The organism is Flexivirga sp. B27 (assembly GCF_052905685.1).
This window is the reverse complement of sequence record NZ_JBPYUM010000003.1, coordinates 329,649-344,956: the sequence shown is the minus strand read 5'-3', so window position 1 is coordinate 344,956 and position 15,308 is coordinate 329,649. Positions and strand designations below refer to the sequence as shown.

The 15,308-nt window shown below is 69.7% G+C and carries 17 protein-coding genes; 3 read left to right on the top strand and 14 right to left on the bottom strand.

Features of this window, described 5'->3' with window-relative positions; translation table 11 throughout:
- Positions 1 to 10: 10 nt before the first annotated feature.
- Genes ACSZL9_RS13970 through ACSZL9_RS13955 form a run of 4 tightly spaced genes read right to left on the bottom strand, consistent with a single transcriptional unit; the run spans position 11 to position 3,356 of the window.
- Positions 11 to 949 (bottom strand): LLM class F420-dependent oxidoreductase, encoded by a 939-nt coding sequence (locus ACSZL9_RS13970; protein ID WP_446666114.1) that lies wholly within the window; start codon positions 947 to 949, stop codon positions 11 to 13.
- A 31-nt stretch (positions 950 to 980) separates the two neighbouring features.
- The gene (locus ACSZL9_RS13965; RefSeq protein WP_446666113.1) at positions 981 to 1,388 is read right to left on the bottom strand and encodes a PaaI family thioesterase; all 408 of its coding nucleotides are present in this window, start codon (positions 1,386 to 1,388) and stop codon (positions 981 to 983) included.
- A 37-nt stretch (positions 1,389 to 1,425) separates the two neighbouring features.
- On the bottom strand, positions 1,426 to 2,943 hold the full coding sequence (locus tag ACSZL9_RS13960) for a DUF7059 domain-containing protein (protein WP_446666112.1): 1,518 nt from the start codon (positions 2,941 to 2,943) through the stop codon (positions 1,426 to 1,428).
- A 56-nt stretch (positions 2,944 to 2,999) separates the two neighbouring features.
- A complete protein-coding gene (locus ACSZL9_RS13955; protein WP_446666111.1) occupies positions 3,000 to 3,356 on the bottom strand; it encodes an STAS domain-containing protein in 357 nt (118 codons plus the stop codon).
- A 143-nt stretch (positions 3,357 to 3,499) separates the two neighbouring features.
- Between ACSZL9_RS13955 and ACSZL9_RS13950 the strand changes: the two genes are divergently transcribed.
- The 3 genes from ACSZL9_RS13950 (at position 3,500) to ACSZL9_RS13940 (ending at position 8,404) form a co-directional block, all read left to right on the top strand.
- Positions 3,500 to 5,890: a DEAD/DEAH box helicase gene (locus tag ACSZL9_RS13950; RefSeq protein ID WP_446666110.1), complete on the top strand. Its 2,391-nt coding sequence runs from the start codon at positions 3,500 to 3,502 to the stop codon at positions 5,888 to 5,890.
- A gap of 53 nt (positions 5,891 to 5,943) precedes the next feature.
- Positions 5,944 to 6,738: a GNAT family N-acetyltransferase gene (locus ACSZL9_RS13945; protein ID WP_446666109.1), complete on the top strand. Its 795-nt coding sequence runs from the start codon at positions 5,944 to 5,946 to the stop codon at positions 6,736 to 6,738.
- 208 nt (positions 6,739 to 6,946) lie between these two features.
- Complete coding sequence (locus tag ACSZL9_RS13940; protein ID WP_446666108.1) at positions 6,947 to 8,404, top strand: hypothetical protein; 1,458 nt, start codon at positions 6,947 to 6,949, stop codon at positions 8,402 to 8,404.
- On the opposite strand, the gene ACSZL9_RS13935 is transcribed toward ACSZL9_RS13940, so the two are convergent.
- The 10 genes from ACSZL9_RS13935 to ACSZL9_RS13890 all read right to left on the bottom strand — a co-directional run bounded on the left by ACSZL9_RS13935 (position 8,401) and on the right by ACSZL9_RS13890 (position 15,281).
- The gene (locus ACSZL9_RS13935) at positions 8,401 to 8,793 is read right to left on the bottom strand and encodes an Rv3654c family TadE-like protein (protein WP_446666107.1); all 393 of its coding nucleotides are present in this window, start codon (positions 8,791 to 8,793) and stop codon (positions 8,401 to 8,403) included. The two genes, ACSZL9_RS13940 and ACSZL9_RS13935, sit on opposite strands and share 4 nt — an antisense overlap.
- A complete protein-coding gene (locus tag ACSZL9_RS13930) occupies positions 8,790 to 9,215 on the bottom strand; it encodes a TadE family type IV pilus minor pilin (RefSeq protein WP_446666106.1) in 426 nt (141 codons plus the stop codon). Before ACSZL9_RS13930 ends, ACSZL9_RS13935 begins: the two co-directional genes overlap by 4 nt.
- On the bottom strand, positions 9,215 to 9,442 hold the full coding sequence (locus ACSZL9_RS13925) for a DUF4244 domain-containing protein (RefSeq protein WP_446666105.1): 228 nt from the start codon (positions 9,440 to 9,442) through the stop codon (positions 9,215 to 9,217). Before ACSZL9_RS13925 ends, ACSZL9_RS13930 begins: the two co-directional genes overlap by 1 nt.
- 78 nt (positions 9,443 to 9,520) lie before the next feature.
- Complete coding sequence (locus ACSZL9_RS13920; RefSeq protein WP_446666104.1) at positions 9,521 to 10,102, bottom strand: type II secretion system F family protein; 582 nt, start codon at positions 10,100 to 10,102, stop codon at positions 9,521 to 9,523.
- Positions 10,099 to 10,791 (bottom strand): type II secretion system F family protein, encoded by a 693-nt coding sequence (locus tag ACSZL9_RS13915; protein WP_446666103.1) that lies wholly within the window; start codon positions 10,789 to 10,791, stop codon positions 10,099 to 10,101. The genes ACSZL9_RS13920 and ACSZL9_RS13915 overlap by 4 nt, the downstream gene beginning before the upstream one ends.
- Positions 10,791 to 11,972, bottom strand: coding sequence for a TadA family conjugal transfer-associated ATPase (locus ACSZL9_RS13910; RefSeq protein ID WP_446666369.1), 1,182 nt, complete (start codon positions 11,970 to 11,972; stop codon positions 10,791 to 10,793). Before ACSZL9_RS13910 ends, ACSZL9_RS13915 begins: the two co-directional genes overlap by 1 nt.
- Before the next feature lie 92 nt (positions 11,973 to 12,064).
- Positions 12,065 to 12,769, bottom strand: coding sequence for a hypothetical protein (locus tag ACSZL9_RS13905; protein ID WP_446666102.1), 705 nt, complete (start codon positions 12,767 to 12,769; stop codon positions 12,065 to 12,067).
- An 809-nt stretch (positions 12,770 to 13,578) separates the two neighbouring features.
- Positions 13,579 to 14,415 (bottom strand): hypothetical protein, encoded by an 837-nt coding sequence (locus ACSZL9_RS13900; RefSeq protein WP_446666101.1) that lies wholly within the window; start codon positions 14,413 to 14,415, stop codon positions 13,579 to 13,581.
- Between the two features lie 66 nt (positions 14,416 to 14,481).
- The gene (locus ACSZL9_RS13895) at positions 14,482 to 14,964 is read right to left on the bottom strand and encodes an SRPBCC family protein (RefSeq protein ID WP_446666100.1); all 483 of its coding nucleotides are present in this window, start codon (positions 14,962 to 14,964) and stop codon (positions 14,482 to 14,484) included.
- Positions 14,961 to 15,281: an ArsR/SmtB family transcription factor gene (locus tag ACSZL9_RS13890; protein WP_446666099.1), complete on the bottom strand. Its 321-nt coding sequence runs from the start codon at positions 15,279 to 15,281 to the stop codon at positions 14,961 to 14,963. The genes ACSZL9_RS13895 and ACSZL9_RS13890 overlap by 4 nt, the downstream gene beginning before the upstream one ends.
- Positions 15,282 to 15,308: the final 27 nt, after the last annotated feature.

Genomic DNA, 15,308 nt, shown 5'->3' with positions numbered 1-15,308 from the left:
CGACGCTCGATCAGCGTGTGTGCGGCATGACCTCCGCCGCGATCAGCTCCAGGTGCTCCAGGTCCTGTAGGTCGAGCACCTGCAGGTAGACACGCTCCACACCCGCATCCGCGAGGGCGCCGAGCCGATCGATCGCCTCGGCCGGAGTGCCGGCAACACCACTCTCCCGCAGCTCGCCCTTCTCCCGGCCGATCGCAGCCGCCCGCCGATCCAGCTCGGCTTCACTACCACCGACACACACGACCTGCGCGGCGGAGTAGGTCAACGAATCCGCAGGACGGCCAACACTTTCCGCGACATCACGCACCCGCTGGAACTGAGCACGCGTGTCCTCGATCGATGAGAACGCCATGTTGAACTCGTCGGCGAACCGTGCCGCGAGCAGCGGAGTGCGCTTCTTTCCGTGGCCGCCGACAATGACCGGGACACCACCACGAAAGCCGTTGTCCTGCGCGGGTTTCGGGAGGGCAGGGCTGTCGCTGAGCTGGTAGTGGGTGCCGTCATACGAGAACTCGCCTGCGGCCGACCATAGACCGGTGACGATCTCCAGCTGCTCCTCGAGCCGATCGAATCGCTCCCGCAACGGCGGAAACGGGATCCCGTATGCCGCGTGCTCACGGTCGAACCACCCTGCACCCAAGCCGAGTTCGACCCGACCGGCAGACATCGCGTCGACGTTCGCGACCTCGATCGCCAGCACGCCGGGCAACCGGAAGGTCGCACTCGTCACCAGCGTGCCGAGCCGGATCGACCGAGTCTCGCGGGCGATGCCGGCCAGCGTGATCCACGCGTCGCTCGGCCCGGGCAGCCCTGAGCCATCGCCCATCGCGACGTAGTGATCGGAGCGGAAGAACCCGCCGAATCCGAGTTCTTCGGCGTGCTTCGCGATGGCCACCAGGTCGTCATACGAAGCGCCCTGCTGAGGTTCGGTGAAGATGCGCAGATCCATGTGCTCGAGCGTATGCCGCCGCCACACGTGGTTATCCGACACGTCGGACCCTGCCCTGCGCGACAGCGCACACTTCGTCGCCCGACCCGATCCGCACTGCGCAGATCGCGGTGCGTCCCGAGACCTCGACAACGGTCGCCCGGGCCGCCACGGGACCGTCCGAGACCGGGCGCAGATATTCGATGTTGACGCTGCCGGTGAGCACCGATGGCCCGAGGGCGAGACCGCCGGCGAAGGTGAGTGCGTTGTCCGCGAGGTAGGCGATCACCCCGCCGTGCAGAAACCCGTGCTGCTGACGCAGGTCGTCACGCAGTTGCAGCTGCAGCGTCACGGCGCGCGCCACATCGTCGACGGCGGTCAGCTCGGTCCCGAGCAGCTTGCTGAACGGCTGCGCCGCCAGCACTGCTTGCCCTTCCTCGATGGTGAACATGCTTGTCATTGCTCCTTGTTCAGGGTTCAGTCGCAGGCACCGGATGTCACCATCCCGTCAGCAGGCCGTCCGCCACCAGATCGTGTATGACGGGCAGCGACCCACGGACCAGCTCGTCGGTCGGCACGTCGAGCAGCGACGCGATCGCGCCGAGCGCCTGACCGGTCGACAACTCACCGTCACAGACGGACACGAACGCCGCCACCGCGGTGTCGACCTTGAAGGCGCGACGCAGCCCGCCACCCTGCCGGATGACGATCACCGACGGGTCGTCCGCGCCCGGCCGACCGTGCCGCTCCTCGGTCACGTCGGCGGCCACCGTCAGGTGCGCGTCCAGCAGCCCCTGCTCCCCCGCCTCCGCCAGCCAGGTCCGAGCACGCAGGCCGGCGTCGATCGTCGGGCCCATCGGCGACTGCACGGGGCCGGTGATCTCGACGAGGTCCTGCCACGGACGCCGACGTGTCTCCGGCAGTTGCACGGTGATCACCCCGAAGCCGACCTCGGTGATGCCACGCTGCTCGAAGTCGTGCAGCCACGCGGCGTACAACTCCTCGAATCCCGTTGCGCCCGATCGCAATCCGCCGTCACCAGACCACAGCTCGGCATACTCCGCAGGGTCCTGCGTGTCGCGTTGCACCACCCAGGCATCGAGGCCGGTCCGGTCGAACCACGCACCGACGACGTCCTTCCAGTCCTTGCTTTCGGGCACCTCCCAGTTGGCCAGCAGTTGCGCCGTACCACCAGGATTGAGCCGCTGCGGCAGCTCGCGGATCAGCGATCGCACGATGCCGTCGCCGACCTTCCCGCCATCGCGGTATTCGTAGGTCGGCACACCCGCGGCACGCGGTGTGATGACGAACGGCGGATTGCTGACGATGAGGTCGAACGCTTCTCCCGCAACGGGTTTGAAGAGGTCACCGCGCCGCAGATCCCAGTCGCACCCATTGAGCGCGGCATTCCACGCCGCGATCTCGAGTGCCCTCGCGGAGGTGTCCGTCGCAACGATCTGCGCCGCATGACTGGTCAGGTGCAACGACTGCACGCCGCAACCGGTGCCGAGATCGAGCGCGCGCTCCACCTGCCGTCGCGGCGTCCACGACGCCAGCGTGGTGGACGCACCGCCGATGCCGAGCACATGATCGATCGGCAGCGGCTCACCGGTCATCACCTCGGACAGGTCGGAGACCACCCACCACTGGTGGTCGTCGTCGCCATACGGACGCAGGTCGTATGCCGCCCGCACCCGCGACCCGTCGACCGTGACCAGGCCGGCCGCGCGCAGCCGGCGCGTGTCCCACCCCGGCAGCGCGCGATCCAGCTGCCGCACACCGACCGGCAGTCCCAGCGCGAAGAGGCGCACCAGCGTCGCCACCGGAGAGTCGTCGTCACGCGTGGCCAGATCTGCGGGCAGGCGTTGCTCGCGGTGCAACGCCTGCGACGCCATGGGTCCGAGCCGCTCCGCGATCCCGTCGAGGGTGAACCGTGCGGCGATGAGCGCACGCCGCAGGGCCGCCGGATCGTCGGCCAGCGGATGATGCGAGGGAGCGTGCACGGGCTTCGACATACCTCTCATCTTCGTCGACGGCCCCGGCGAAGGGGCGGCGGTCAGGGGTGTGCCGCTCAGGAAGTGCGGCCCACATCGGCCGCGACGGCGTCGGCGACCGAGGCATGGATGTTGAAGACCCGATCCAGCCCGGTGATGCGGAAGTTGCGCAGCAGCCGCTCGGAGACCACGACCAGCGCGAGGTCGCCACCGCCCAGCCGCTGCTGCTTCAGTCGCGCGACCAGCACGCCGAGGCCGGTGGAGTCCAGGAACGGCACATCGGTGAGGTCGACGAGGACCTTCTCCGCCGGATCGGTGATCAGCCGCGCCAGCGCATCACGCAGCCGGGCCGCCGCCGAGACATCCACGTCACCGGCCAGTCGTATGACGGTGAAGTCGCCCTCGTCGCTGCCGCTGATGTCCAGGTCGGTCACGAAGCTGCCTTTCGCTGTGGTCGCCGTCTGCTGTGCAAGGTCTGCTGTGCAAGGTTTGGTCGATCGGTCCCGCGCCAGTCTGTCATCGTCGTCGCCGACCGGTCCCACGAATGTCGGTGTTCGGACCTACGGTGGGATGAAGAATGACGAACATCGCGCCCCTGACCGGACCCTCGCACGCCGGGCCGGCGGATCGTGCTGCCGACTCCGCCGACACGACGGCCGAGTCAGCACCCGAGTCGGCAACCGGCGACTTCGACGCTGCAGGGGCCCTGGCAGCGCTGCAGGACGTCGGCACCGGCCGGTTGGTGCACACCCGGCTGCTGCCCGGCCGAGAAGCTGCCGACGCCGCCTGGCCCGACTGGGTCAACCCGCAGGTCACCGCCGCGATCAGAGGCGGCGGGGTCGACCGGCTGTGGTCACACCAGCGGTCCGCCGCGGACCTCGCACATGCGGGCGAGCACGTGGTGCTGTCGACCGGCACGGCATCCGGCAAGAGCCTTGCCTACCTGCTGCCGATGCTGTCGGCGGTCGCCGACGGGTCCGCCGCGCCCACCGGTCGTGGGGCCACAGCGATCTACCTCGCGCCGACCAAGGCACTGGCCGCCGACCAGGAGGCACACATCCGCGGCCTGGCCATCCCGGGAGTGCGCGCAGCCACACTCGACGGGGACACGCCGCTGGACGAGCGCCGCTGGATCCGCGACCACGCCGCGTTGTTGCTGACCAACCCCGACCTGCTGCACCACACCCTGCTGCCCGGACACGAGCGGTGGGCATCGTTCTTCCGCGCGCTCAAATACGTCGTCATCGACGAATGCCACGTCTACCGAGGGGTTTTCGGCTCCCACGTGGCCGGCGTCCTGCGCCGGTTGCGACGCATCGCCGCGCGCTACCACGCCGATCCGACGTTCGTCCTCGCGTCGGCCACGGTCGCCGCTCCCGCGCTGCACGCCGGCGAGCTGACCGGACTGCCGGTGCAAGCCGTGACCGACGACGGGTCTCCGCGAGCGCCGATGCTGGTCGGCCTGTGGCAGCCGGGCAGCAGACCAAGTGACGGACCGGACACCGCACAGCGCAGCGCGGTCGCCGAGTCCGGCGACCTGATGACCGCGCTGATCGACCGCGGGGTCCAGACGCTGACCTTCGCACGGTCTCGTGTCGGGGTGGAGATCGTCGCGGAGATGGTGCGCTCGCACTCCGGCGTCGGCGATCGCGTTGCGGCATACCGCGGGGGCTATCTGCCCGAAGAACGCCGCCAGCTCGAAAATGACTTGCGCACAGGCACGTTGCGCGGCATCGCCGCGACGTCCGCTCTCGAGCTCGGCATCGACGTCAGCGGTCTGGACGCAGTGCTGCTCGCGGGTTGGCCGGGCACACTCGCCTCGCTGTGGCAGCGCGCCGGGCGGGCCGGGCGTAGTGGCCGGACCTCGCTGGTGGTGCTGGTCGCCGAGGACGATCCGCTGGACGCCTTCCTGGTCCACCACCCCGAGGCGATCTTCGATCGACCGGTCGAAGCTGCGACCCTCGACCCGGCGAACCCCTTCGTGCTGGCACCGCACGTCGCGGCCGCAGCACACGAACTGCCGGTGACCCGGGCCGACAGCGAGCTCTTCGGCCCGTCGCTGCCCGGTGTGCTGCAGTCCCTGGTGGCCGGCGGCATCCTCCGCAAGCGTCCGCGCGGTTGGTTCTGGGCGCGCGACGATCGGCCGGCCGATCACTTCTCGCTGCGCGGCGGCAGCGAGGACGACGTGCGGATCGTCGAGACTCGCACCGCGCGCGTCCTCGGCACCGTGGACGCTGCGCGGGCGCACTCCGCGGTGCACACCGGAGCGGTCTACCTGCATCAGGGCAGGTCCCATGTGGTGACCGAGCTCGATCTGGACGCAACGACCGCCCACGTCGTCGTCGGTGACCCGGGCTGGTCGACTTTCGCGCAGTCGGTCTCGTCGTTCGACATACAGCAGGTGGAGCGCGAAACCCGTTGGGGCAGTGTCGTTTTGCACTTCGGCACGATCCGAGTGCGCACCCAGGTCACGTCCTTCGAGCGAGTGCTCCCGTCCGGAGAGGTCATCGGGCAGCATCCACTCGACCTGCCCGAGCGGGAGCTGGTGACACGTGGCGTGTGGTGGACCATCGCCGAGGACGAGCTGCTCGCGGAGGGTTTGACGGCCGAGGCACTGCCGGGCGCACTGCACGCGGCCGAGCACGCGTCGATCGCCATGTTGCCGCTGGTGGCACAGTCGGACCGCTGGGACGTCGGTGGTGTGTCGACCGCGCTGCACCCGGACACCGGCCTGCCGACCGTGGTCGTCTACGACGGTTACCCGGGCGGAGCAGGCTTCGCCGAGCGTGCGTATGCCGAGGCCGCCACCTGGTTGCTGGCGACGCGGGCCGCGATCGACGCGTGCGCCTGCCGCGACGGGTGTCCTGCATGCGTGCAGTCCCCCAAGTGCGGCAACGGCAACAACCCTCTCGACAAGGCGGGTGCCGTTGTGGTGCTCGACCGGGTGCTGCGCGATCGCGCCGACTGACTGCCGAAAATCGTTTGCTCACCGGTGTTTCCGGCGGGCACGCTCGGACCGTGATGGACGATTCCACCCTGCTCGCGATGTATGACGAGCAACTGCGCACCGATGCCGAGATGCGATCAATGGCCGACGTCGAGCGACACGGGCCCCTCAGGTGGGGGACCTTCCACAGCGGTCGGGGTTTCGTGAGCTACCGGAGCCTCGGGGCGCCGACCGACGATGAGCTCGAGCAGCTGATCATCGAGACGGTCGAGCACTACTCCGCCGACCCGAGGACGCACGAGTTCGAGTGGAAGACCCGCGGCCACGATGGTGTGCCGGCGCTGGACGGACTGTTGCGCAAGCATCGGTTCGTCGCCGAGGAGGTCGAGTCGGTGATGGTCGGCGAGGCTGCCTCGATCGCCACGGATGTGCCTGTCCCCGAAGGAGTTTCGTTGCGCAGTGTCACCTCACGTGAAGACGTCGCCGCGATGATCAGAATGCAGGCCAGCGTCTTCGGAGACCGCGAGACAGTTGAGGAACGTCTCGACTCGACCCTGCAACGACTACAGGACCCGGACACTCCGGGTGTCCAGTTGTGGGTCGCCGAGGTCGACGGCCGACCGGTCAGCGCCGGCCGCATCGACCCCGTCCCGGACACCGATTTCGCCGGCATCTGGGGCGGCGCGACCCTGCGGGAGTGGCGCGGGAAGGGCATCTACCGGGCGCTCACCGCCAAGCGCGCGCAGGCGGCACTTCGCTGCGGCAAGACACTGATCAACTCCGACTCCACGGAGTTCTCCCGGCCGATCCTGCAGCGCGCAGGCTTCCGCCGCGTCACGACCACGACGCCATACGTCTGGCAGCGCTGAGCGCCCCTGCACGGGCGGGCGGGCCGCATCCTGATCCCGCCGCGACGGCGTTTGCGCACCCACGCGTGGTCTGCAAGATATCGGCGAATCCGGTGCCGGAGGCGGCGGACAGCGGCACTATGCAGTCATGGTGTGGGAGGTTGCGGGGCGAAGGGGCCATCTGGCGCGCGGCCCCGTGGTGACGGGGGAATGGCGGACGCTCGAGGACATGAACGCCGTCGCCGGGTGGTTGTTGTGGTCGCATCGGATGGCGTCCGAATACGGCGGCATGACCGGCAGGGAGTTTGCGGCCGCCGCCCGCGCCCGCGGCGTCTCCCTGTCGGAGACCGAGGTGTCCCGCGTCGAGAACGGTGAGACCGATGTCGTGATCTCGGCGATCGGCAAATACGAGCAGATGTTGCGTATGCCGCCGGGCACGCTCAGCGCACCATTGCGCTCGGCCGCGCGGTTGACACCGAAGGTGCCGGGCGCACGTCGGCTGTCGACACTGCGGCTCGCGCCCAGGTCGATCGAGGATCGCCAGCAGGTGGTCGACGACTTCTATCAGCGGCACATCGCCGACGAGCATTTCACCGGCAGCGACTGGCTGACGCTCATCGACACCATCACGCAAGACAAGCCGTCGCTACTGCCGAACGCATTGGCAGCGCAATGGATCCGGATGTTGCTGGACGAGTGCATGCGCTCGGTGAACATTGCCTACTTCCTGCGCGTCGAGGCGCTGTCCACCGTCGCCGGCTGTGATCGTTACGCCACCTACCTGTTGGACGCTGCCCGCTCGCTGGGTGCGGCGCCCGGAGCCACCGGTGTGATCGATGCGTGGAGCGTGGTGGGCGACATCCGCCGCCCGGACCTGATCAACGAGCTCATCACCGAGTTGCCATCCGTCCCTGACAACGCCCTGGTGTTTCACGCGATAGCGCTGCAGATGCCGGCGCACCTGGGCACCCTCGGCCACGCGCAGTACGAAGCGATTGCAGCCGAGCTGTCGCGGCGGGTTTCGACCTGGTCGTTGCGGTCATACGAGCCGATCGCCGCGCTCGCCGCTGCCCTGCCGTCCGCTCTCGGCGGACCGATCCTGCGCCGCATCGACACCGAAGTGCATCCGCTGTCCCACCTCACCGGTGGGCGCACCGGACACGACGTGCGTGCCGAGGTCGCGGCATACACCGAGGCGGCCCTCGCACGGACCTGGCCGGAGCACCCGACCGGCAGCGTGTTGCCGCAACTGATCCGGCTCATCGTCGCCAGCGAGCAGTTCGGCATCCGGCACCATGCGGCGTCACTGCTCTACTCCAGTCCATTTGCGGCGGCGATCTGCGACGAAGCCGCCGAGACCTGCGGTACCAGCCGTGATCCCATCACCCGGCAACTCGCGACCTACCTGGTGTCCCGCCTCGCGACACCGGACAACGACACCCAGTTGCGGCTCCTGCTGAAGAACGACCGCGATGCCGGAACCGTGACGAACACACTCACGGCGATGGCGCATGCAGGGGTGCTGACCGACCAGGACGACCTTGCGGCATACATGCGGGACCCGGTCTATCGCCAGATCGGCATCTACGCTGCCGGTATCAGCCGCCACCCGGACCTCTACAGCCCGGACGCGGTCGGAGCCCTCGCCGACTGGTGGCGTGACAAGCGGGGTGGCGTCTGGGTCTAGTCCGCGGGAGCAGAGCTCGAGTCCGGCGCCGGATCCGGCCCCGCGCGCGCACGCGCGGTCGCTCGCCCCAGGCCCGGCCAGCTCGCCGGGCAACTCACGTCGACCATGATGTCGTCACCAGCCACGGTGCACTCCACCAGCGCCCCACCGTTCTGCGTCGCCACACCGGCCGCGACCTCACACGGCGCAGCAGTGGCATGCGAGCCGACCAGTGCACGTGCGCCGGCAAGCGCCGCAAGGTCGGCGGCAGCGCGAGCCCGGTGACTGGCCTGCACCGCCGACAGCAACGCCAACGCTCCTGCCAAGCACAACAGCACGACGCCGATCGACATCACGACCAACACCGTCGCCGAACCACGCTCGGGTGACTGGTGATTCGCGTCGCTCACGACTGCGGCTCCGAGCTCTCGACCGGAGTCGTAACCGCGGAACGCAACGGCCGGCCACCGACCAGCCACCCGAACGGTCCCGGCACCGGAGCCGACACGGTGACCGTCACGTCCTCGCCGCCGGCAGCGACCAGCACGGTCGCGCCGGTCGGTCCGGCACGAGTGCCGGCACGCTGCACCGCGGGTGCGCTGTCGCCCCGCGCCGCCGCCCGAGCCGCGGCACGTGCGGCATCCACGCACCGCACCTGGTTGATGCCGATCATCACTGCGTTGACGGCCACCAGGAGCACGAAGATCAGCGCGGGGATGGTGGCCGCGAGCTCGGCAGTGACCATGCCACGCTCGCCGCGGCGCTCGCCGCCACGCCCGACGGCGCGGCGACGCCGCACCCGGCGCGCCGGTCGCGGCCACCTCCCCGGCATCAGGACGCGACGCTGAGTGCGGACTCGATGATGCCGGTCAGCGCGGACTTCACCGCTCCCGACTTCACCACCGCCATCAGCACCACCGCGAACGCCACCGCGGCAAGCGTTCCGACGGCATACTCGGCGGTGGTCATCCCCGCCTCCCGCCGATCCCGGGCATCGCCGGCCAGCTGCAGCCATCGTGCTTGCAGCCGGGCACCCAACCGGATCGTCCTCCGTGACATGTGCGTCTCCCTTCCTGTGTGCTGAGCCGCTCTCGGCGAGAGCGGCTCCACGCGCCGTGTCGGCGCGGGTTCTGGGACTCATCGGGCACCTGCGAGCAGGTCCCCGGCGAGTGCGGCGATCACCGGCACCACCGTCAGCAACGCGAACGCCGGCAGGAAGCACAAACCGAGCGGTATGACGACCAACACCGACAGCCGGCCGGCGGCTTCCTCGACGCGACGTTGTTCGGCACGGCGCATGTCAGCGGCAGCGCGCCGGAGCAGTCCGGCGGGCGGGACACCGGCCGTCCCGGCGAGCGCGACAGCCTGACCGGCCGGACGCCAGATGGCCGGCAGGCCGTCCCATGCCTTCGCCTCGGCGACGCCCCACCGCAAAGCCGCGACGACCTGACGCAGTTGCCCCGCGACGACCGGGCCACTGCGGTCGGCGACCACTTCGACCGCGGTCACCAGCGGCACCCCGCTGCCCAGCGCGAGCGCCATCAGGTCCAGTGCTCCGGCGACGCTGAGCACGTGCTCGGGGACGGTGTGGCCCGGCGGCGTCTCGAGCGCGGCCGGCGACGGCGAGTCCGACGCGGCGCTCGCGCTCGATCCCGTCCGGGCGGGCCAGATCGAAGGGATCACCGCGACCAGAAGCGCAACCAGCCACCACGTCGTCATAGGACCGCCGCCGGGGTCGTTGCACGACTGATCATCCGGCGGGTGAGCCACCGCCCGGCCAGCACGAATGCCGCGCCGAGCACGAGCACGGCAACGCCCAGAGTCCCGGCGTAGAGCTGCCACGGCGGCACACCGATCATCGCGGCGATGCCCACCCCGAGCACCGGGAGCAGGGTCAGCAGCTGCATGGTCGCGCGCGGCCCGGCGGTCGCCGCCGCGATGCGGCGCTCGAGGTCCAACTGCTCGCGCATCATCGCGGTCGCGACACCGAGTGCGTCGCCGATCGCGCATCCCAACTGCTCCGACAGTGCCCAGGCGCGGGCCACCTCGCCGAGCGCCGGCACGTCATGTCGGTGGTGCAGGCGCGACCACACGGGCGCCAGCTCGGCACCGGCCGCAGCCTGTTTCGCCAGCGTCTCCAGGTCCTTGCGCAGCGCCGGGTCGGCGGTCGTAGCCGCAGTCAGCAGCGCGGAGGTCGCAACGGCGGTCGCCGGTATGACGCCCGCCGCAACCGCAGGAGCGATGCCCTCGACCATCGTGGTCAGGGCGTCGAGGTCGGCGTTGCGCGGTGTGCGGGTGCGGCGCACGGGCAAACGAAGCCGGCCGCCGCGGCGTCCGCCAACGGGCACCGGTCGCCCCGGCCAGCAGAGGATCGCCAGTGCGACACAGAGTGCGGCCACTGCGCTCATCACCAGTCCCCCGTCGGGTTCCCCGCCGCGTCCCCGGTCGAGTGCCCTGTCGAGTCCGCCGGGGTCTGTGACGGTCCGGCGAGCAGCGCGGCCAGAACGGGCCAGCCCTCGACCGGGCGCAGGCGGTCGTCCTCCCGGCGCATGGCCGGCACGACACGGAGTCGGTCGCCGACCCAGCCGATGACACCGATCTCGGCCACCACTCGGTCGAGACCCTCCCGCCGCACGTGGATGACGACCTTGACCGCCGACGCAAGCTGCGAACGCACTGCGCCGCCCGACATCGCGGCCAGTGCACCCAGGGCCTCGAAACGCGCCAGGACGTCGCCGCTGGCGTTGGCGTGCACGGTGCCGCAACCGCCTTCGTGACCGGTGTTGAGCGCACTGAGCAGCTCGCGCACCTCGGCACCGCGGACCTCGCCGACGACCAGCCGGTCGGGCCGCATCCGCAGCGACTGGCGGACCAGAGTCGACAACGTGATCTCGCCGCGACCCTCGACGTTGGGTGCGCGACTCTCCAACCGGACCACGTGCGGGTGATCGATCTGCAGCTCCCGGACGTCCTCCACCACGACGATGCGCTCGACGGCAGCGACCTCCGCAAGCATCGACGCCAGCAACGTGGTCTTGCCCGATCCGGTGCCGCCGCTGATCACGAACGCGACCCGGGCGGCGATGATCCGACGCAGCACCGCCAACCCCTCGGGGCAGCAGGTGCCGGACTCAGCGAGGTGGCTGAGCGCGGGCGGCTCCCGACGGGGCACCCGCAAGCTGATGTGGGCCGCGCCGTCGACCAGCGGCGGCAGGAGCGCGTGCAGTCGGACACCGCCGGGCAGCAGTCCGTCGACAAAAGGCGATGTCTCGTCCAGCCGTCTCCCGGCCCGGGTCGCCAGACGCACCGCCAGACGCCGGACTGCCGCCGCGTCACCGACCTCGACGGGCGCGCGCTCGAGCCCGGCCCCACGGTCGATCCACACCCCGGCAACACCGTTGACCAGCACGTCGGTGACGCCCGGGACGACCAGGAGCGGCTCGAGCGGTCCGGCACCGAAGACGTCGGCGCGCAATCGACCCTCGAGGGACTGCACGCTGTGTTGCCCGAGCACTGCTGCGTCGAGCGCGGCCAGTCGCTCGACGCTCTCGTCCGTCGGCGAGCGACCGTCACGGATCTGCGCCCACAACGCATCACCGACCGCCGCATCGGTCGCCCGTGCCGCTCGTGTCTCCCCGGCCGGTGTCGTCCCCGAGGCCGACGGGGTGTGACGGACGCCGGTCACGCCGCCACCTCCTCGGGCAACAACAGATCGCGCAACAACACGTCACAGGCTCCGACGTAGGCAGATCTGCCTCGTGAGCCGGGCGGTATGCCGCGCTCCGTGTCGGCCGCCAGTCGCTGGTCGGTGGGCAGGACGGCGGCCAACTCGGTGTCCAGTGCTGTGGCCGCTTCCCGGGCGATGGACCGGCCGGCACCGCGCACCACCAGCCGAGGTGCTCGCTGGAGCTGCTGAGCGGTCGCCCCTGCGGCGGCCAGTCCGGTGGCGGTGCCGCGCGCCACCAACACCACTTCGTCGACCCGCTCCGTCATACCGCTGGCGAGTGCTTGGCGCCCGACATCGATCAGCAGGAGCTCCTGCGCCTGCTGCAACCCGGTCCAGGTCCGCTCGAACAATTCCTCCGGCACTGCGCACCACTGCCGGCCGAAGGACAGCACGGTCGGCCCGTCGTGGTGCTCGGGCAGGCGTTCGGCGAGTCGCTCACCGTCGAGCGGACCGTCCGAGCCGAGCAGGTCCTCCCAGCGGACACCGGGCTCGGTCTCGATGCCGAATGCGACGTCCAGCCCGCCACCGCACGGGTCGGCGTCGACTGCCGTCACGCGCCGTCCGGCTGCGTGTGCCCGCATCGCCAGGGCAACCACCAGGGTGGTTGCTCCCGCGCCGGTGCCTCCGCCGAGCACTGCGATCGTTCGCCCGTTTGTCATGAGGCCGATCGTGGGTCGGACGGAACCCTTTGCGAAGTGCTGACGTCGCTACTTGTGGATGCCGGCCGATCACCTGACGGGGTGTGGATGAGGGGACCGACGGGTCGGTCGGTCGGCATTCGCCGGGACATTGGCGCAGACATATGAAGACCCCCGCCGGGGGGGTGGGCGGGGGTCTTCAGTGCGCCGGGGCCCTGGGGGGTAGGAACCCGTCGCGGCGCTACGACCTAGAAGGGAGCGCTTCGAGATCAAGTGTGAACCGGCCGTCAGCACCAGCACAATGCCCTACGGCGTTCTCATAAGAAGTCCTTACCTTCTGCAGAAGAAGGACCGTGAGGTAAGGACCAAACACGGTTTCGGCACATACCGCATGTCACCGAAATTTCGTCGATTCCCCGGCTCATTAGACGTGGGCTTTCCCGGCCAACCGGCCTTTCGTCGAAGTTTGCAGCGTGAGCAGTGGAGTCACACTTCGTGGCCGCTCATCCGGGGTCCTTGCGAAGTCTCGGAGGAGCGCAGCGCGGGAGAACTTCCCGGAGTGAAAGACGATGGCCCCGCCACATGAGTGGCGGGGCCATCAACCGCTTTCTACCTCCGGTTACCAGGCGTGCATCCTCAAGGTTTGTCGCCAGGGCACAAGGCCCTGAACGAGCGGTCCATAACGTGGACTGTCTCCGCGTGGGTGCCGGTTTCGATAGCGGTGGTCGTCGGATTCCCATCCGTCGTTGATGACCTCAGGTCTACTCTCTTCGGGACCGGCATACAAGACTTGTATCTGCACCCCGTCGGGCGGACAATCCGCCTTCGACTCACGCCCTCTTGAGCCGCCCGGCGAGCACCGCATCGGCGATGGCAGTGCCCTCGGCGGCACCGATCAGGATCGCGTCCGCGTAGTGCCGCAGCCAGAGCGCCACTCCCTCCGGACTGCCCGCTGTGTACGCCGCAAGAGCCCCCTGGTAGGCGACCCCGCCGTGCCGCGAGTAGCCGGCTTCGGGAACGACGGCACCGGTCGGGTCGACACCGAGGACCTGCAGCAGCAGACGCTCCAATCCCCTTGCCACCATGGCGTTTCCGTGGGTGAACGGTCGCACGGACGCGACCTCGGCGTGCGCGATGCCGGCCACCAGGATGCCCGGCTCGTCCTGCGCGTTGGCGATCAGCTCGATGACGCCACGCAGCCGCGCACCCGCGGTGGCGGCGTCCGGCGCCTCGCCCAGGTCGCGCAACTCAGCAGCGCTCTCGCCGGCACGCCGTGGCCGCCCCAGTTGCTCCGGGTCGGCGAGGTCGGCCGCTGCCGCCGTGTGCAGCCGCGCGAGTGCTTGCGCCGGAGCGCTGAGCACGACGGAGGTGAGCTGTTCGGTGACCGCAGTCGTCTGGATCGCGCCGTGCAGCACCCGCTCCTCGGGACCGTCATGGTTCAACGGCCGCGCCCCTCGTATGACGTCCCGGACCAGGTCGACCGGGAACTCCGCGCCTTCCAGGAAGGCGCTCGCGCGGGCACCTCGCACCCGCGACTCCGCCGCCACCTCGGGCACCCTGCGTCGCAGCGCACCGTGCCAGCGAAGCTGGGTGCACGCCTCCCGCGCCGCGTCGATCGCGTCGGCGACTCCGGGCAGGGCCGTCAGTCCGGTCAACGCAGCGGTCATCGGATGTTGCTCTCCTCGGCAGATCGGCAGGGACGCACCGAGGATATGCGGCGGGTCCGGTGCGCCTCAGCGCCCGCCCTGTATGACGAGATCGGCATACCGCTGCAAGTAGATCGGCCAGCCGTTCGGGCTGCTCAGTGCAGCGGGCAGATCCTGCCAGCCGGGCCCGTGCTGATCGAGCTTGAAGTGGCGGACGCCGACCTGGGTCGCGGCGTCGCCGTCGGCGGTGAAGCGGATCTCGACCTCGCTGGCGTTCTCCCGGTCCTGCACGTGCCAGTCGGGTCCGATGAGCCAGGCGAAGCGCAACAGGTTCGGCGCTTCGACTGCAAGGACTTCGCCCCAGACGCACTCCTCGCCGTTCTCGGCTCGGTCGAAGATCCGCCCGCCGGGGCGCACCTCCATGACGGTTTGCGCGACCGGCGACTGCATCAAGTTGTGCTCGCGCGGCTTGATCAGGTCGAACTGTTCGGTGAAGACGCGGAACGCGTCGGTGAGCGGCAACGGCACGGTGACGCTGCGCTGCACCTCGGGTGTTGTGGTGGTCGTCATGATCGTTCGTCCTCCGGTGGGTTGTTGGTCTGCTCGCCGAAACTGGCGAGCGTGCGCGCCCAGAAGGCGTCCAACTGGTCACGCAGCGCCTCGACCGCGACAGGGTTGAGGCGGTAGACGCGTCGGGTGCCCGAGGCTTGCTCGGCCACCAGGTCCGCGTCCTTGAGCACCTTGAGGTGCTGTGAGACGGCCGGCCGGCTGATCGGCAGGTCGGCGGCGAGCTCACCCACGGCCCGCGGCTGTTCCGCGAGCGCTTCGACGATCGCCCGCCGACTCGGATCGGATAGCAGGACCCATGCATCTTGGTAAGTTGCCACGAACGGTAAGTTGCCACTTACGCTTCT